Origin of the sequence: Bacillus sp. G16 (genome assembly GCF_021282335.1) — a bacterium.
GTDB classification, from domain to species: domain Bacteria; phylum Bacillota; class Bacilli; order Bacillales; family Bacillaceae; genus Bacillus; species Bacillus inaquosorum.
The window spans coordinates 26,545-42,449 of the sequence record NZ_JAJSOZ010000012.1; the positions used below are offsets into that span (position 1 = coordinate 26,545).

Consider the following 15,905-nt stretch of genomic DNA (forward strand, 5'->3'; position numbering starts at 1 on the left):
GCGAAAACCTAGGGAAGGATGTAAGGAGATTGACAAAACGTTTGTGAGGATATAAAATAAAACGTAATTATTACGATTTGAAGAAAGGGGATAGACATGAAAGAAGGAATTCATCCAAAGAACCACAAAGTCATATTTCAGGATGTCAACAGCGGCTACCGTTTTCTCAGCACCTCTACTAAAACATCTAATGAAACAGCAGAGTGGGAAGACGGCAACACATATCCGGTCATTAAAGTAGAGGTCAGTTCTGACACGCATCCGTTCTATACAGGCCGCCAGAAATTCAATGAAAAAGGCGGAAGAGTGGAGCAGTTCAAAAAACGCTATAATATGGGGAAATGAGGCAGACCTGAGGGTTTGTCTTTTTTTCTTGCTCAGTTTGATTTTTGATAAGATGACGAAAAGACAAATGCTGTGATATATTGAAGAGTAAAAAGACCAGAAAGGAATACAGCTAGCTTATGAGCCTACTAAATGATATTCTTGAATTTAACAAGACATTTACTGAACAAAGGGAGTACGAAAAGTTTCAAACATCAAAATTCCCAGATAAAAAAATGGCAATTCTTTCTTGCATGGACACTCGTTTGGTTGAATTGCTGCCGCATGCAATGAATATGCGAAACGGTGATGTGAAAATCATTAAAAGTGCTGGTGCGCTTGTGACACACCCATTCGGAAGCATCATGAGAAGTTTGCTCGTCGCAGTGTATGAGCTGAACGCAGATGAGGTATGTGTGATCGGGCATCACGATTGCGGCATGAGCAAAATCAGCAGCGAAAGCATGCTTGATAGAATGAAAGAAAGAGGAATTCCTGAAGAACGCATCGAAACATTAAAGTACTCCGGTGTTGACTTCGATCAATGGTTTAAAAGCTTTGATTCAGTGGAAGCTAGTGTAAAAGACAGCGTAGACGTTATAAAACATCATCCGCTGTTCCCGGAAAATGTTCCTGTCCATGGGTTAGTTATTGATCCTAAAACCGGAAAACTGGATCTTGTCGTAAACGGCTATAACGCTTAATGTTTTCGTTTCTTTTCAGGAACGGGATCGACTCCTCCCGGATGTAACGGGTGGCATTTCAAAATCCGTTTGATGGTCAGCCATCCGCCTTTTAGAGCACCATGCGTTTTAATCGCTTCGATTCCGTATTGGGAACAAGTCGGATAAAAGCGGCATGTTGGCGGTGTCAGCGGCGAGATGAATTTTTGATATCCTCTGATCAGAGCGATAAATAGGGTTTTCATATTTCTTCAGCAACCTTTCTGATGCAAGTATAAGAAAAAAAACGCAGATTGAAAAGTTATTCGATAATTCTTATCGGAAAGGTATGTTATAATGAATGTACATTTTTAAAAAAGGGAGAGTGCCATTATGCCTTCAGTAGAAAGTTTTGAGCTTGATCATAATGCGGTTGTTGCTCCATACGTAAGACATTGCGGCGTGCATAAAGTAGGAACAGACGGCGTTGTAAATAAATTTGATATTCGTTTTTGCCAGCCGAATAAACAGGCGATGAAGCCTGACACTATTCACACACTTGAGCATTTGCTCGCGTTTACGATTCGTTCTCACGCTGAGAAATATGATCATTTTGATATCATCGATATTTCTCCAATGGGCTGCCAAACAGGCTATTATCTTGTTGTGAGCGGAGAGCCGACACCAGCGGAAATCGTTGATCTTCTTGAAGATACAATGAACGAAGCAGTAGAAATTACCGAAATTCCGGCTGCAAATGAAAAGCAGTGCGGCCAGGCGAAGCTTCATGATCTGGAAGGCGCTAAACGTTTAATGCGTTTCTGGCTGTCACAGGATAAAGAAGAATTGCTAAAAGTATTTGGCTAAACAGAAAGGGACCTTTTTGCACTTAAGCAAAAAGGTCTTTTTTGTGACGTCTGCTTTTTTATATACCATTTGGTGTAAGCGTTTGCTACTATTTAGGTAAACGATGAAAGGGTGATGGCATGAAAAAAATGTTGGTTGTTCTGCTTTTTTCTGCTTTTTTGCTTAATGGATGCGGATCTGGCGAAAACAAAGCAAATACAGCTGAGACGCCCGAGGTATTGGATGTCAAGCTGACCGGACCTGAAAAAGTAAATCCCGGAGAAAGTGCCGCTTATGAAGCAGCGGTATCATATGGTGACGAAGCTGTGACGGATGCTGATGAAGTGGAGTTTGAAGTGTGGAAAGAAGGAGAAAAAGACGCCAGCCAAATGTATAAAGCGAAACAGGAAAAAGGCGTATATCGATTGGAAACAACGTTTAAGGAAGATGGTGTATACACTGTCCAATCCCATGTCACAGCAAAAAAACAGCATAGCATGCCGACCTTAAAAGTCCAAGTCGGAGACGCCGATGCTGTCAGCAATCAGACTGAAGACGAGCATTCACACAATCATTGACGTTTTGAATCAGAGCGAGTTTCTTGCGGAGGATCGATGGTGTGCTTTACATTATAGGCTTTCACAGTCGTCCAAATGGTGACAAGCAAAACAGCCAGCACAATCAAAATACTTACCGTAATGAGAAGCGTCATGACATTCCACCTCCCGTTTTTTAACAATTGTAGCATAGTAGAAGAAATTGTGACACATAAGGGTAAAAAAGAGGTTTTAACGTACGATATAAAGGGTATACATAGTCATATAACAAGGAGGAAGATAATCATGTCAGAACAATTGATTCAAGCAGTGAACAAACAAGTAGCCAACTGGACAGTCATGTATGTGAAACTACATAATTATCATTGGTATGTGAAAGGGAAAGATTTCTTCACTCTTCATGAAAAGTTTGAAGAGCTGTATAACGAAACGGCAACTTATATTGATGACTTAGCAGAACGTCTTTTGGCACTGAACGGAAAACCAATTGCGACAATGAAGGAATCCTTGGAAACAGCTTCTGTAAAAGAAGCGGAAGGAAATGAAACGGCTGAACAAATGGTTCAGAGCGTATATGATGATTTCACAGTCATCGCGGAAGAGCTGAAAAACGGCATGGATTTAGCTGATGAAGTCGGTGACGAAACAACAGGGGACATGCTTCTTGCGATCCATCAAAATATAGAAAAACACAACTGGATGCTGAAAGCTTACCTGGGATAAACCCAAAAAAGAAAGGCCGGATGTCTTATAAAAGACGTCCGGCTTTTAATTTTGTATCCAAATTAAAATAGGCGACAACCAGTCCATTTTTCTGAAAAATCCAATCCGTGCGGCTTGTTTTCCATAGAATATCGTAAGGCCGTTTCTGTGAAAGGATGTTGGTATAAATGGATAGAGACTTTGGCATCTTTTCGTTTTTAGCAGTCAGCGTTTCAGCAGCGGGGTTTTTCTTCGGAGGTTTTCAATATTCATTCCTGATTTTGCTCTCTCTTATGGCCATTGAATTTATCAGTACGACCTTGAAGGAAACGATTATTCACAAGCTGGCGTTTAAAAAAGTATTTACCCGGCTTGTCAAAAAATTAGTCACGCTGGCTCTGATCTCTGTATGCCACTTTTTTGATCAGCTGCTGAATACACAGGGGTCAATACGTGACTTGGCTATTATGTTTTATATTCTTTATGAGTCTGTGCAAATTGTAGTGACAGCCAGCTCTCTCGGCATACCGGTTCCTCAGATGCTTGTCGATCTTTTAGAAACGTTAAAAAATAAATTCAAACGCAAACCGTAACTTTTAGCTGTTCACGGGTCATAATAAAGCCCAGAGCGCCAGTCGCACATTCTGGCAAAAGGCACGGCAAAAAACTGTACGAGCTGGTCTGCATGCTTTATACCCTGATGGCGTGCTGGGTTTCCCTAATTTTTTGATAAAAGGCTTCCGAAGAAACATAACTGTGGTATGATGTATGGAAGATAGCTAGGAACGGATTTGAGGGATAAACATGTACGAGTTTAAAGATTATTATCAGAATACTGTTCAGCTTTCCTTTGACACTCAGCCTTTCTCGGACAGCCCGAAACATGTCTGGGTGATTTGCCGTTTTGGCGGCAAATGGCTTTTAACAGAACATGAGGACAGAGGCTATGAGTTTCCAGGCGGGAAAGTAGAGCCGATGGAGTGCGCAGAAGAGGCGGCGCTCCGGGAAGTAAAGGAAGAGACGGGTGCGAGAGTGAAAAGCCTCAAGTACCTCGGACAGTATAAAGTTCTCGGTAAAGAAAAAGTGATTGTAAAAAATATATATTTTGCAGATATAGAAAAGCTTGAAAAGCAAGCTGATTACTTTGAAACGAAAGGCCCGGTTCTGTTTCATGAGCTTCCGGAAAACCTTTCCCGCAATAAAAAATTCAGCTTTATTATGAAGGATTCCGTTCTTCCGATCAGTTTGAAAAAACTGAAAGAAGCTGGATGGATCGAATGAAAAACCCGGCACATGTGCCGGGTTTTTTTATGTCCTGCCCTTCGTCCATTTCTTTTCCAGAAGCTCTACGCCCTGATACATCAGAGTGGCAAATATGGCGATGATCAGCAGGCTTAAGAAGACGAGCGTGAAATTGAAGACTTGGAAACCGTAAATAATCATATATCCCAACCCGACCTTAGAGACAAGGAATTCCCCTACAATGACGCCAACCCATGATAACCCGACGTTTACTTTCAGTGTTGAAATAATAGCGGGGGAGGATGCGGGCAGAATCACTTCTTTAAAAATGACCCATTTTTTTGCACCGAATGTTTTCATGACTTTTATATAGTTTTCGTCAACCTCTTGAAAGGCAGTGTACACGACGATGGTGGTGATAATGACGCTGATGATGGCCCCCATCACAATAATGCTAATAAAACTGGGACCGAGCGCGACAATCAGGATCGGGCCCAGCGCCACTTTCGGCATTGCATTCAAAATAACGAGATACGGATCTAAAATTCTGGCAAGCCGGTTGGACCACCATAACAAAGCAGCGAGGCACGTGCCCATCAACGTCCCAAGCAAAAAGCCAAGCACCGTTTCAAATAAAGTGACGCCGATATGTGACAGTAAAGACCCGTCACCCAGTTTCTCCAGCAATAAACGCCATACAGCTGACGGAGAGCTGAAGATCAGTGGATCAATCCAGCCGAGCCTGCTGGAGATTTCCCAACCCGAGAAAAAGAGAATAAATATGGCAAGCTGAAAGGAATGTACATTCCATTTTTCCTTTTTCTGTTTTAATTGATATTGCTCGTGAAGCAAATCAATGGTTTCTTTGCTGTTTCTCAAGAGAATTCAGCTCCTTCCATATCGTTTGAAACAGCGTCTGGAAGGATGGCGCCTGGCGGGCGTCAAAAGGCATCATCGCGGCCAATTCCTTAGGAATGGTAAAAATCTGATGGATGGTGCCCGGCTGGTTTGAAAATAAATAGATCGTATCGCTCATCGCTATCGCTTCCCCAATATCATGAGTGACAAGCACTGCTGTTTTTTGATACTCCTTTAATGTACGGAATACCAGGTTTTCCAATAACAGCTTTGTCTGAAAATCAAGCGCGGAAAATGGCTCATCCAGCAAAAGCAGACTTGGATCTGGCGCAAGAGTTCTTGCAAGCGCGGCCCGCTGGCGCATTCCGCCCGACAGCTCTTTCGGATATTTCTTCTCCACATCTATGAGGCCGAACTCCGGCAATAGACCGAGTGCAGCGGCCTTGCTTTCTTCCGTCAACGTGTCGGCGATTTTTAAACCGAGAAGCACATTTTCCTCGATAGATTTCCAGGGAAATAAGTAATCCTGCTGAAGCATGTAGCCAATGTTATGTTCTTTTTGATTTGGCTCACGGCCTTCAATCAGAACTCTGCCTTCCGATGGCTCAATCAGGCCGGCAATAATGGAAAGCAGTGTTGTTTTTCCGCAGCCGCTTGGGCCGAGAAATGAGATGAAATCACCTTTTTCAGCATTGAAATGAATATCCCGCACGGCCGTTGTTTTTTCTTTTACAGAAAAATAAGTATGGGTTACATGGTCGACATGTAAGAAAGACATAAATGGCGCCTCCTATTTTTCCGAGGTGACTTTTTCGGCAATTTGTTTATTTACTAGCTGATTGTATGGAATGTGCTTCGGCAGTTCTCCCGATTGATCCATAATGGTTTGGAGCAGCTCCCATTCTTTTTCGTTCAGCAGAGGGTCTGGCGAATACGAATGCTGCTTTTTATAGCGTTCAATGGATGTTTCGATAACTTCTGGATCGGTATCATCAAATTCATCTTTAATGGCGTCTGTGATGTCCTTCGCCGAGTGTTTTTCCACCCACTGCTGCGCCTTATAAATGGCTTTTGTAAACTTGACGGCTGTGTCTTCATGTTTCTTCAGGTAGCTTTGTTTCGCCATAAAAGTCGTATAAGGAACCTGGCCTGATTCTTCTCCAAAAGAAGCTACGATATGGCCGATGCCTTTTTTCTCAAAGAGAGAAGCTTGCGGTTCAAAGAGCTGTACATACTCGCCGGTTCCAGAAGCAAATGCATTGGCGATATTGGCGAAGTCTATGTTCTGGATAAGGTCAATATCCTTATGCGGGTCAATTTTATGTTTGTTCAGTACATACTCGCCGACCATTTGCGGCATGCCGCCTTTTCTCTGGCCGAGAAACGTTTTTCCTTCCAGCTGATCCCAGTCAAAGTGTTCAACATCTTCTCTCGCGACAAGAAATGTTCCGTCTGTCTGGGTCAGCTGGGCGAAATTAATGACAGGGTCTTTAGCCCCTTGCGCTTCGACATAAATAGATGTTTCTGACCCGACAAGTGCAATGTCTGAGCCGTTTGAAAGAAGCGATGTCATCGTTTTGTCGCCGCCCCATGTCGTGTTTACATCAACATCAAGCCCTTCTTCCTTGAAAAATCCTTTAGACTCAGCAACATATAAAGGTGCGTAAAAAATCGAATGGGTCACTTCAGCTACTTTGACTTTGGTGAGCGTTTCTTCCTGCTTGCAAGCCGCCAGGGCGATCATCAGAAATATACTGCCGACACAGGCGCAGCCCAGCCTTAACCATTTGTTCACATAGACAACCTCCTTATTTAGCATCAAGTTAATATCCTTTTTTGCTTTACATATCGTATGATGGGTATAAAAATGTGTGAATGCCTAATCAGGTTCTCCGGATGTAATTTTGGAGGAAGGAAAGCATATAGAAAAAAGGAGGCGGCTGCTTTGATTGTTGAGAAAAGAAGATTTCCGTCGCCAAGTCAGCATGTGCGTTTGTATACGATCTGCTATCTTTCAAATGGCTTACGGGTAAAGGGGCTTCTGGCTGAGCCGGCGGCACCGGGACAATATGACGGTTTTTTATATTTGCGCGGCGGAATTAAAAGCGTGGGCATGGTTCGGCCGGGCCGGATTATCCAGTTTGCATCCCAAGGGTTTGTTGTGTTTGCTCCTTTTTACAGAGGAAATCAAGGAGGAGAGGGCAATGAGGATTTTGCCGGAAAAGACAGGGAGGATGCCTTTTCTGCATTTCGCCTGCTTCAGCAGCATCCAAATGTCAAGAAGGACAGAATCCATATCTTCGGCTTTTCCCGCGGCGGAATTATGGGAATGCTCACTGCGATTGAAATGGGCCGGCAAGCGGCTTCATTTGTTTCCTGGGGAGGCGTCAGTGATATGATCCTTACATATGAGGAGCGGCATGATTTGCGGCGAATGATGAAAAGAGTCATCGGCGGAACACCGAAAAAGGTGCCTGAGGAATACAAATGGAGAACACCATTTGACCAAGTAGATAAAATTCAGGCCCCCGTGCTATTAATCCATGGAGAAAAAGACCAAAACGTTTCGATTCAGCATTCCTATCTATTTGAAGAGAAGCTAAAACAGCTGCATAAGCCGGTGGAGACGTGGTACTACAGTAAATTCACACATTATTTTCCGCCAAAAGAAAACCGGCGTATCGTACGGCAGCTCACACAATGGATGAAAAACCGCTGACGGTGAAATATGGTATGATAAAGAAAAAAGAGAACGAAAGGGGATTTCACTTTGGGAATGCCTGTTGAATTTAATACACTGATTGTGACAAAAGGAAAAGAAGTTCGCATAGATGAAAATATATTCACGTTAGAGAAAGAGGGATACCGTGTGTATCCGATGGAGATTCCGATGGATGTACGCAAAACAAAGTTTGGCGAAAAATCGGGCACAGCTGAAGTGCAGAAGCTTCAATGGGAAGACGGCCGGACCATCATTACGTACAAGCTGACTTCACTGCATTCTGTCAATTAAAACAAGCCAAGAGCATAATTGCTCTTGGCTTTTGCTTTCTAAACGAGAGGGCCGCCAGCCTGCGCAATGGCATCTGTATGTGCGAACTTTTTAAAATTCTCTTTGAATTCATTTGCGAGGTAGACAGCCTTTTCTCTGTATTCTTCCTTGTTGTTCCACGTGTTTTCCGGCTGAAGGATATGATCGGGAACGCCAGGAACGTGAAGTGGAATGTGCAGGCCGAAAATATCGTCAGTCATCATTTCTGCATCCTCTAATTGGCCTTCAATCGCTGCTTTGACCATTGCTCTTGTGTAAGAAAGCTTCATTCGTTCGCCTGTGCCGTAGCCGCCGCCAGTCCAGCCGGTATTGACCAAGTAAACGTCTGCGCCGTGTTCATCGATCTTTTTGCCGAGCATTTCAGCATAGACGTGAGCAGGAAGCGGCAGGAACGGTGAGCCGAAGCATGTGGAGAATGTCGTCTCAGGAGACGTCACACCGCGTTCGGTTCCGGCAAGTTTACTCGTATAACCGCTTAAGAAATGGTACATTGCCTGCTCCTTCGTCAGTTTGCTGATCGGCGGCAGAACCCCGAATGCATCAGCCGTTAAAAATACAATTGCTGACGGGTGGCCTGCCATGCTTGGGGTCACGATGTTGTCAATCATATGAATCGGGTAAGCAGCCCGCGTATTTTCGGTATAGAAGGAATCATCATAATTGGCTTCCCGTGTATCTTCATCAACAACAACATTTTCGAGAACAGACCCGAAGCGAATCGCGTTAAAGATCTGAGGTTCCTTTTCTTCGCTTAAATGAATGCACTTGGCGTAGCATCCGCCTTCAATATTAAAGACGCCTGTGTCAGACCAGCCGTGTTCATCGTCGCCGATTAGCTTGCGGTCAGCATCGGCTGACAGTGTGGTCTTGCCTGTTCCAGATAGTCCGAAGAAAAGGGCGACATCGCCTTTTTCACCGACATTGGCGGAGCAGTGCATAGATAAAATATCTCTTTCAGGGAGCAGGAAATTCATAATGGAGAAAATAGATTTCTTCATTTCTCCGGCATACTCTGTTCCGCCGATTAAAATCGTCCGCTTTTCGAAAGAGACAATAATAAAGGTTTCGGAATGTGTGCCGTCTGTTTTTGGATCCGCTTTGAAATGCGGAGCAGAAAGAATGGTAAACGGCTGTTCAACTGTTTTCTTATCATTGCCTTCCGGACGGATAAACAGCTGTCTGGCGAATAAATTGTGCCATGCGAACTCATTTACGACGGTGATCGGCAGCCTGTATTTTTCATCTGCTCCGGCAAATCCTTCGAAAACAAACAGCTCATCTCGCTGTTTCAGATAGCTGACAACCTTCGTGTACAGCCGGTCAAATGCTTCTTCTGAAATCGGCTGATTCACCGTGCCCCAATCGATCTTATTTTTCGTGCTTTCTTCCTCCACGATAAATTTGTCTTTAGGTGAACGTCCTGTGTAAGCGCCTGTTGTCGCCCGAACAGCACCCGTGGATGTTAAAATGCCTTCGTTCCGGGAGAGTACTTTTTCTGTAAGCTGTGCTGCTGATAAATTATGACGCACATTTGGACTTGTTAATAAGGCTTGTAAATCAGCGGTCAAATCAACTGAGTTCATATGAAACCTTCCTTTATCGTTTTTTGTGTTTTGCTAATTGTGAATTAGTATAACATATATTTTCAAATAGTCTATACTATTTATCGTTTTTTGTGTGTGTGTTTTCCAATGTTTTCCCTCGATATAGGTGCCTATTTCTTCTGAATCATATTGACATTGCAAACCCTTTTACGATAAGATATTTCATTGAGCGGATACTCTTATCCCGAGCTGGCGGAGGGACAGGCCCTATGAAGCCCAGCAACCGGTTTCTCTGTTATTTATTATGTTCAACTGTGTGAGACAACCAAGGTGCTAACCTGTTGCAAGGTTGTATGATTCCTTGAGCGATAAGAGTGAAAGGCACAAAGTCCAAACCCTTTCCTCGATGGAAAAGGTTTTTTTATTTCATAAATATGCCAATTAACATTCTCTAATATAACGTTACATTGTATAAAAGAGGGAGCGAGTTCCGTATCATATATACAAGGTCTTTCGGGAGGCCTTGTGCAGGAGGAAGCAAATCATGAGTAAAAATCGTCGTTTATTTACATCAGAATCTGTTACGGAGGGGCATCCGGATAAAATCTGTGACCAGATTTCTGACAGCATTTTAGATGAAATTTTAAAGAAAGACCCTAACGCGCGTGTTGCTTGTGAAACGTCTGTGACAACTGGTTTGGTTCTTGTCAGCGGAGAGATCACAACATCTACGTATGTTGACATTCCGAAAACAGTTCGCCAAACAATTAAAGAAATCGGATACACACGTGCGAAATACGGATTTGATGCGGAAACTTGTGCGGTTTTAACATCAATTGACGAGCAGTCTGCTGATATCGCGATGGGTGTAGACCAAGCGCTTGAAGCCCGTGAAGGCACAATGAGTGACGAAGAAATTGAAGCGATCGGTGCGGGTGACCAAGGTTTAATGTTCGGTTATGCGTGCAATGAAACGAAAGAGCTTATGCCTCTTCCAATTTCACTTGCTCATAAATTGGCCCGCCGCCTGAGTGAAGTCCGCAAAGAAGATATTCTTCCATACCTTCGCCCTGACGGCAAAACACAGGTAACGGTTGAGTATGATGAAAATAACAAACCTGTCCGCATTGACGCGATTGTTATTTCAACTCAGCACCACCCTGAAATTACGCTTGAGCAAATCCAGCGCAACATTAAAGAACATGTTATCAATCCGGTTGTTCCTGAAGAGCTGATTGATGAAGAAACAAAATATTTCATCAACCCTACAGGACGTTTCGTTATCGGAGGCCCTCAAGGGGATGCGGGACTTACAGGACGCAAAATCATTGTTGATACGTACGGCGGCTATGCACGCCACGGCGGAGGCGCGTTCTCAGGTAAGGATGCGACGAAGGTAGACCGTTCTGCGGCATATGCAGCAAGATATGTTGCGAAAAACATCGTAGCGGCTGAGCTTGCAGATTCTTGCGAAGTACAGCTTGCTTACGCGATTGGTGTTGCACAGCCTGTGTCAATCTCAATCAACACATTCGGTTCCGGAAAAGCTTCTGAGGAAAAACTGATTGAAGTTGTTCGCAATAACTTTGATTTACGACCTGCCGGCATTATCAAAATGCTTGATTTACGCCGTCCGATCTACAAACAAACTGCTGCGTACGGCCACTTTGGACGCCACGATGTTGATCTTCCGTGGGAACGTACAGACAAAGCGGAGCAGCTGCGTAAAGAAGCGTTAGGAGAATAATTTTATAGCCGCTTACTGGTTAAGCGGCTTTCCCTTTTTTACGTTGTATTCATGTTTATTTTTTTACATAACCGTGAAACCAAATACTATTCACAGCGTCTATAAATAGGGGTTCAATGATGACAATTTTAATTATGGAGGCAATACTATGTGTGGATTTGTCGGGGTTTTTAACAAGCATCCGTTAGCTCAAACCGCTGATCAAGAAGAACTAATCAAACAAATGAACCAAATGATCGTTCACCGCGGTCCTGACAGTGATGGATATTTCCATGATGAGCACGTTGGATTCGGATTCAGACGGCTCAGCATTATTGATGTAGAAAATGGCGGACAGCCTTTATCATATGAAGATGAAACATATTGGATTATCTTTAACGGAGAAATCTATAACTATATTGAATTGAGAGAAGAACTTGAAGCAAAGGGGTATACATTCAACACGGATTCGGACACAGAGGTTCTTCTTGCGACTTACCGTCACTATAAAGAAGAAGCGGCGTCCAAACTGCGCGGTATGTTTGCCTTTCTGATTTGGAATAAAAACGATCATGTGCTTTATGGAGCAAGAGATCCATTCGGCATTAAACCGTTGTACTACACAACGATCAATGATCAGGTTTATTTTGCCTCAGAGAGAAAAAGTTTAATGGTTGCTCAGAACGATATTGAAATAGATAAAGAGGCATTGCAGCAGTACATGTCTTTCCAATTCGTTCCTGAACCAAGCACGCTTGATGCCAATGTGAAAAAAGTAGAGCCGGGTTCACAGTTTACAATCCGCCCGGACGGCGATATCACATTCAAAACGTATTTCAAAGCGAACTTCAAGCCAGTTCAGACCGAAGAAGATAAGCTTGTGAAAGAAGTCAGAGACGCGATCTATGACTCTGTAAACGTTCATATGAGAAGTGACGTTCCTGTCGGTTCATTCCTGTCTGGCGGAATCGATTCTTCCTTTATTGTATCCGTTGCGAAAGAATTTCATCCAAGCTTAAAAACTTTCTCTGTCGGATTCGAACAGCAGGGCTTCAGTGAAGTCGATGTAGCGAAAGAAACTGCTGCGGCACTTGGTATTGAAAATATCAGCAAAGTCATTTCCCCTGAGGAATACATGAACGAGCTTCCGAAGATCGTATGGCATTTTGATGATCCGCTTGCTGATCCGGCGGCGATTCCATTGTACTTTGTTGCAAAAGAAGCGAAAAAACATGTAACGGTTGCCTTATCCGGTGAAGGTGCAGACGAGCTCTTCGGCGGATATAACATTTACCGTGAACCGCTTTCGCTTAAACCGTTTGAGCGCATTCCGTCCGGCCTGAAAAAGATGCTTCTGCACGTTGCGGCCGTTATGCCTGAAGGAATGAGAGGAAAGAGCCTGCTTGAGCGCGGCTGCACTCCGCTTCAGGATCGTTACATCGGTAACGCGAAGATCTTTGAAGAGTCTGTCAAAAAACAGCTGTTGAAACATTATAATCCGAACCTTTCATATCGTGATGTGACCAAGACTTATTTTACAGAAAGCAGCTCATACAGCGATATCAACAAAATGCAATATGTTGATATCCACACTTGGATGCGCGGTGACATTCTGTTAAAAGCAGATAAAATGACTATGGCGAATTCTTTGGAACTGCGTGTGCCATTCCTGGATAAAGTCGTATTTGACGTCGCTTCAAAAATTCCTGACGAACTGAAAACGAAGAACGGCACGACGAAATATCTTCTTCGCAAAGCAGCTGAAGGAATTGTGCCTGAGCACGTTTTAAACCGCAAAAAGCTTGGTTTCCCTGTACCGATCCGTCATTGGCTGAAAAACGAAATGAACGAATGGGTGCGGAACATTATTCAGGAAAGCCAAACGGATGCTTATATCCACAAGGATTATGTCCTTCAGCTTCTTGAAGACCACTGTGCGGATAAGGCTGATAACAGCCGTAAAATCTGGACTGTATTAATCTTTATGATCTGGCACAGCATCAATATCGAAAAACGGTATATGCCTGAAGAGCTGAGCCATCAGCCTAAAGAAGTCATCTTTGTGTAACAGACAAGGCTTTCGATTCGTCGAAAGCCTTGTATACTTTTATTTCTCCATGATCATTGATTACCTAATCCACACGAAAAATTCAGAAAAATGTTTTATTGATATTTTTTTCTAGGGGAGAAGAGCATGCAAAAACAAAAACAAGAGCTGCACCGCGGACTCGAGCAGAGGCATATTTCTCTAATGTCTTTAGGAGCTGCCATTGGAGTGGGGTTGTTTCTCGGCTCCGCATCAGCTATCAAATTAGCAGGGCCTGGTATTTTGGCAGCGTATGCCGTAAGCGGCCTGATCATGTTTTTTATTATGAGAGCGCTTGGAGAAATGGCCATTCAAAAACCGGTCGCTGGCTCCTTCAGCAGGTATGCGCGTGATTATTTGGGACCGCTTGCAGGCTATTTAACCGGATGGAACTACTGGTTTTTATGGGTTGTCACCTGTATGGCTGAAATCACTGCTGTCGGTATTTATATGGGATACTGGTTTCCGGACGTGCCAAACTGGATATGGGCATTATCGGCGCTGATCATTATGACGGGTGTTAACTTCTTGGCTGTTAAAGCTTACGGAGAGCTGGAATTTTGGTTCGCTTTGATTAAAATTGTCGCGATTTTATCTATGATTGCTGTCGGGTTATTGATGATCATCGCAGGGGTCGGCAATGGAGGCATTGCCACGGGAATCAGCAATTTGTGGAACAACGGAGGATTTTTTCCATATGGCATAAAAGGGGTTTTATTGTCACTCCAAATGGTGATGTTCGCCTATTTAGGGATTGAAATGATCGGGGTGACGGCTGGTGAAGTGAAGAACCCGCAAAAATCGTTAGCCAAAGCAATAGATACGGTATTTTGGCGTATTTTGATTTTTTATGTAGGTGCTTTATTTGTCATTATGTCTATTTATCCATGGCAGGAAATTGGCTCACAAGGAAGTCCGTTTGTCCTCACATTTGAAAAAGTGGGCATTCCATCTGCGGCAGGCATCATTAACTTTGTCGTCTTGACGGCCGCGCTGTCTTCCTGCAACAGCGGCATTTTCAGCACGGGTCGGATGCTGTTTAACTTAGCGGATCAGGGGGAGGCGCCAAAAGCCTATGGCCAGCTGACAAAAGGCGGCATCCCGGGTAAAGCTGTTCTGGCTTCAGCGGGCGCTTTATTGGTCGGCGTGCTGTTAAACTACGTTGTACCTGCAAAAGTGTTTACTTGGGTCACAAGCATTGCGACGTTCGGAGCGATTTGGACGTGGGCGATCATTTTGCTTTCTCAAATTAGATACCGGAAAAGCTTGCAGCCAGAAGAAAAGAAACACTTAAAATACAAAATGCCTTTCTTTCCGTTTACGTCTTATGTGTCATTGGCATTTTTAGCATTTGTCGTTATTCTTATGGCTTACAGTCCCGATACAAGAGTAGCCGTGATTATCGGGCCGATATGGTTTCTTATCTTACTTGCTGTGTATTATGGAAAAGGTTTTCATAAGAAAAATGCGGCTGCTGCCAGCGAACGCAATATCAGCTGACAAAAAGAGCTCCCAGCGGGCTCTTTTTGTATGTACTCATAGAAAATAGAGAACAGGAAAGAATAGAAATGTGATTTTTGCAGAGCCAGATTACAGTTGCTGATCATGTTTTATGATAAGATAAAAGTCATACGTTTAATGCTACATGTGAACATTTTATGGAAAAAACAAAACCCGAACTGTCATTACGTCCGGGGAAACGATGGTTATTGCTTTCAAACATAATTTGAAAAATGGTAAAGTAAGACGAAGCAGGTCTTATGTTTGCTGAAGTGATTTATAATATTGGCCCTTTGCTACATATTCCGACCGTATTCTTTGCATATCTTGTCGGTCTTCTTCCGTCAAAGGGCGGATGACTTTTGCAGGACGGCCAAAGGCGAGGTGGCCAGGCGGGATGAATTTTCCCGGAGGGACAAGACTGCCGGCACCAATAAAGGCCCCTTCGCCAATTTCGGCTCCGTCTAAGATGATTGAGCCCATGCCGATTAAGGCATTCTTGCGGATAACAGCGCTATGAAGTGTAACTTGATGCCCTATCGTGGCGTCATCTTCAATGAGAAGCGTCCGGTTCGGACTTTGATGGAGGCAGCTTAAATCTTGGATATTGACTCTGCTTCCGATTCTGGTCGGCGCGACATCTCCCCTTATGACAACAGAAAACCAAATGCTGGACTGTTCTCCGATAACGACGTCACCGGTAATTGTGGCATTATCAGCTACAAAGGCTGTTGGGTGAATATCTGGCGTGTGTTCCTTATAAGGGTAGATCATAACATTCATCCTTCTTTCTCTATTTAAATTTC

Annotated in this window: 19 protein-coding genes and 1 riboswitch; of the genes, 12 read left to right on the forward strand and 7 right to left on the reverse strand. The window is 43.6% G+C overall.

Going from position 1 to position 15,905, the window contains the following annotated elements:
* Window positions 1-96: 96 nt before the first annotated feature.
* Together LWH95_RS15525 and LWH95_RS15530 are read left to right on the forward strand one after the other, a co-directional pair.
* Window positions 97-345, forward strand: a complete 249-nt coding sequence (locus tag LWH95_RS15525) for a type B 50S ribosomal protein L31 (protein WP_003219346.1) — start codon at window positions 97-99, stop codon at window positions 343-345.
* A gap of 119 nt (window positions 346-464) precedes the next feature.
* Window positions 465-1,028, forward strand: coding sequence for a beta-class carbonic anhydrase (locus LWH95_RS15530; RefSeq protein WP_060399342.1), 564 nt, complete (start codon window positions 465-467; stop codon window positions 1,026-1,028).
* Here the strand turns inward: LWH95_RS15530 and yidD are convergent.
* Window positions 1,025-1,252 carry a membrane protein insertion efficiency factor YidD gene (yidD, locus tag LWH95_RS15535; protein WP_003238050.1) on the reverse strand — a complete coding sequence of 76 codons (228 nt, stop codon included), beginning with the start codon at window positions 1,250-1,252 and terminating at the stop codon, window positions 1,025-1,027. The two genes, LWH95_RS15530 and yidD, sit on opposite strands and share 4 nt — an antisense overlap.
* 127 nt (window positions 1,253-1,379) lie before the next feature.
* Here yidD and LWH95_RS15540 point away from each other — a divergent pair, with 127 nt between their 5' ends.
* Both LWH95_RS15540 and LWH95_RS15545 read left to right on the forward strand, forming a co-directional pair.
* Window positions 1,380-1,853, forward strand: a complete 474-nt coding sequence (locus tag LWH95_RS15540) for an S-ribosylhomocysteine lyase (protein WP_003238048.1) — start codon at window positions 1,380-1,382, stop codon at window positions 1,851-1,853.
* Between the two features lie 119 nt (window positions 1,854-1,972).
* Window positions 1,973-2,410: a FixH family protein gene (locus LWH95_RS15545; RefSeq protein WP_232919930.1), complete on the forward strand. Its 438-nt coding sequence runs from the start codon at window positions 1,973-1,975 to the stop codon at window positions 2,408-2,410.
* Here LWH95_RS15545 and ytzI read toward each other — a convergent pair.
* Complete coding sequence (gene ytzI, locus LWH95_RS15550; protein ID WP_003238044.1) at window positions 2,404-2,544, reverse strand: YtzI protein; 141 nt, start codon at window positions 2,542-2,544, stop codon at window positions 2,404-2,406. The genes LWH95_RS15545 and ytzI overlap by 7 nt on opposite strands.
* A gap of 130 nt (window positions 2,545-2,674) precedes the next feature.
* On the opposite strand from ytzI, the gene LWH95_RS15555 reads away from it, so the two are divergent.
* The 3 genes from LWH95_RS15555 to ytkD all read left to right on the forward strand — a co-directional run bounded on the left by LWH95_RS15555 (window position 2,675) and on the right by ytkD (window position 4,372).
* On the forward strand, window positions 2,675-3,112 hold the full coding sequence (locus LWH95_RS15555; protein ID WP_003238042.1) for a Dps family protein: 438 nt from the start codon (window positions 2,675-2,677) through the stop codon (window positions 3,110-3,112).
* A 167-nt stretch (window positions 3,113-3,279) separates the two neighbouring features.
* On the forward strand, window positions 3,280-3,684 hold the full coding sequence (locus LWH95_RS15560) for a phage holin family protein (protein ID WP_100275480.1): 405 nt from the start codon (window positions 3,280-3,282) through the stop codon (window positions 3,682-3,684).
* A 211-nt stretch (window positions 3,685-3,895) separates the two neighbouring features.
* Window positions 3,896-4,372 (forward strand): RNA deprotection pyrophosphohydrolase, encoded by a 477-nt coding sequence (ytkD, locus tag LWH95_RS15565; RefSeq protein WP_003238038.1) that lies wholly within the window; start codon window positions 3,896-3,898, stop codon window positions 4,370-4,372.
* Window positions 4,373-4,399: 27 nt separating this feature from the next.
* Here the strand turns inward: ytkD and LWH95_RS15570 are convergent, their stop codons facing one another.
* From LWH95_RS15570 to LWH95_RS15580, 3 genes are read right to left on the reverse strand one after another with little or no spacing between them, the layout of a single operon-like run.
* The gene (locus tag LWH95_RS15570) at window positions 4,400-5,212 is read right to left on the reverse strand and encodes an ABC transporter permease (RefSeq protein ID WP_232919931.1); all 813 of its coding nucleotides are present in this window, start codon (window positions 5,210-5,212) and stop codon (window positions 4,400-4,402) included.
* Window positions 5,187-5,969, reverse strand: a complete 783-nt coding sequence (locus tag LWH95_RS15575) for an ABC transporter ATP-binding protein (RefSeq protein ID WP_232919932.1) — start codon at window positions 5,967-5,969, stop codon at window positions 5,187-5,189. Before LWH95_RS15575 ends, LWH95_RS15570 begins: the two co-directional genes overlap by 26 nt.
* Window positions 5,970-5,981: 12 nt before the next feature.
* Window positions 5,982-6,986 (reverse strand): ABC transporter substrate-binding protein, encoded by a 1,005-nt coding sequence (locus tag LWH95_RS15580; protein WP_232919933.1) that lies wholly within the window; start codon window positions 6,984-6,986, stop codon window positions 5,982-5,984.
* A gap of 150 nt (window positions 6,987-7,136) precedes the next feature.
* Between LWH95_RS15580 and LWH95_RS15585 the strand changes: the two genes are divergently transcribed.
* Both LWH95_RS15585 and LWH95_RS15590 read left to right on the forward strand, forming a co-directional pair.
* Complete coding sequence (locus LWH95_RS15585; RefSeq protein WP_232919934.1) at window positions 7,137-7,910, forward strand: alpha/beta hydrolase family protein; 774 nt, start codon at window positions 7,137-7,139, stop codon at window positions 7,908-7,910.
* A 51-nt stretch (window positions 7,911-7,961) separates the two neighbouring features.
* A complete protein-coding gene (locus LWH95_RS15590) occupies window positions 7,962-8,204 on the forward strand; it encodes a DUF2584 domain-containing protein (RefSeq protein WP_003238029.1) in 243 nt (80 codons plus the stop codon).
* A 38-nt stretch (window positions 8,205-8,242) separates the two neighbouring features.
* On the opposite strand, the gene pckA is transcribed toward LWH95_RS15590, so the two are convergent.
* Complete coding sequence (pckA, locus tag LWH95_RS15595) at window positions 8,243-9,826, reverse strand: phosphoenolpyruvate carboxykinase (ATP) (RefSeq protein ID WP_060399338.1); 1,584 nt, start codon at window positions 9,824-9,826, stop codon at window positions 8,243-8,245.
* Window positions 9,827-10,023: 197 nt separating this feature from the next.
* Window positions 10,024-10,162, forward strand: a riboswitch (SAM riboswitch).
* 169 nt (window positions 10,163-10,331) lie between these two features.
* On the opposite strand from pckA, the gene metK reads away from it, so the two are divergent.
* From metK to alaP, 3 genes are all read left to right on the forward strand, one after another.
* Window positions 10,332-11,534: a methionine adenosyltransferase gene (gene metK / locus LWH95_RS15600; protein WP_003229102.1), complete on the forward strand. Its 1,203-nt coding sequence runs from the start codon at window positions 10,332-10,334 to the stop codon at window positions 11,532-11,534.
* A 148-nt stretch (window positions 11,535-11,682) separates the two neighbouring features.
* Window positions 11,683-13,581 (forward strand): asparagine synthase (glutamine-hydrolyzing), encoded by a 1,899-nt coding sequence (asnB, locus tag LWH95_RS15605; protein ID WP_003238025.1) that lies wholly within the window; start codon window positions 11,683-11,685, stop codon window positions 13,579-13,581.
* 126 nt (window positions 13,582-13,707) lie between these two features.
* Window positions 13,708-15,099: an alanine permease AlaP gene (gene alaP / locus LWH95_RS15610; RefSeq protein ID WP_003238023.1), complete on the forward strand. Its 1,392-nt coding sequence runs from the start codon at window positions 13,708-13,710 to the stop codon at window positions 15,097-15,099.
* Window positions 15,100-15,357: 258 nt separating this feature from the next.
* On the opposite strand, the gene LWH95_RS15615 is transcribed toward alaP, so the two are convergent.
* Window positions 15,358-15,873, reverse strand: coding sequence for a gamma carbonic anhydrase (locus LWH95_RS15615; protein WP_088112212.1), 516 nt, complete (start codon window positions 15,871-15,873; stop codon window positions 15,358-15,360).
* Window positions 15,874-15,905 lie beyond the last annotated feature (32 nt).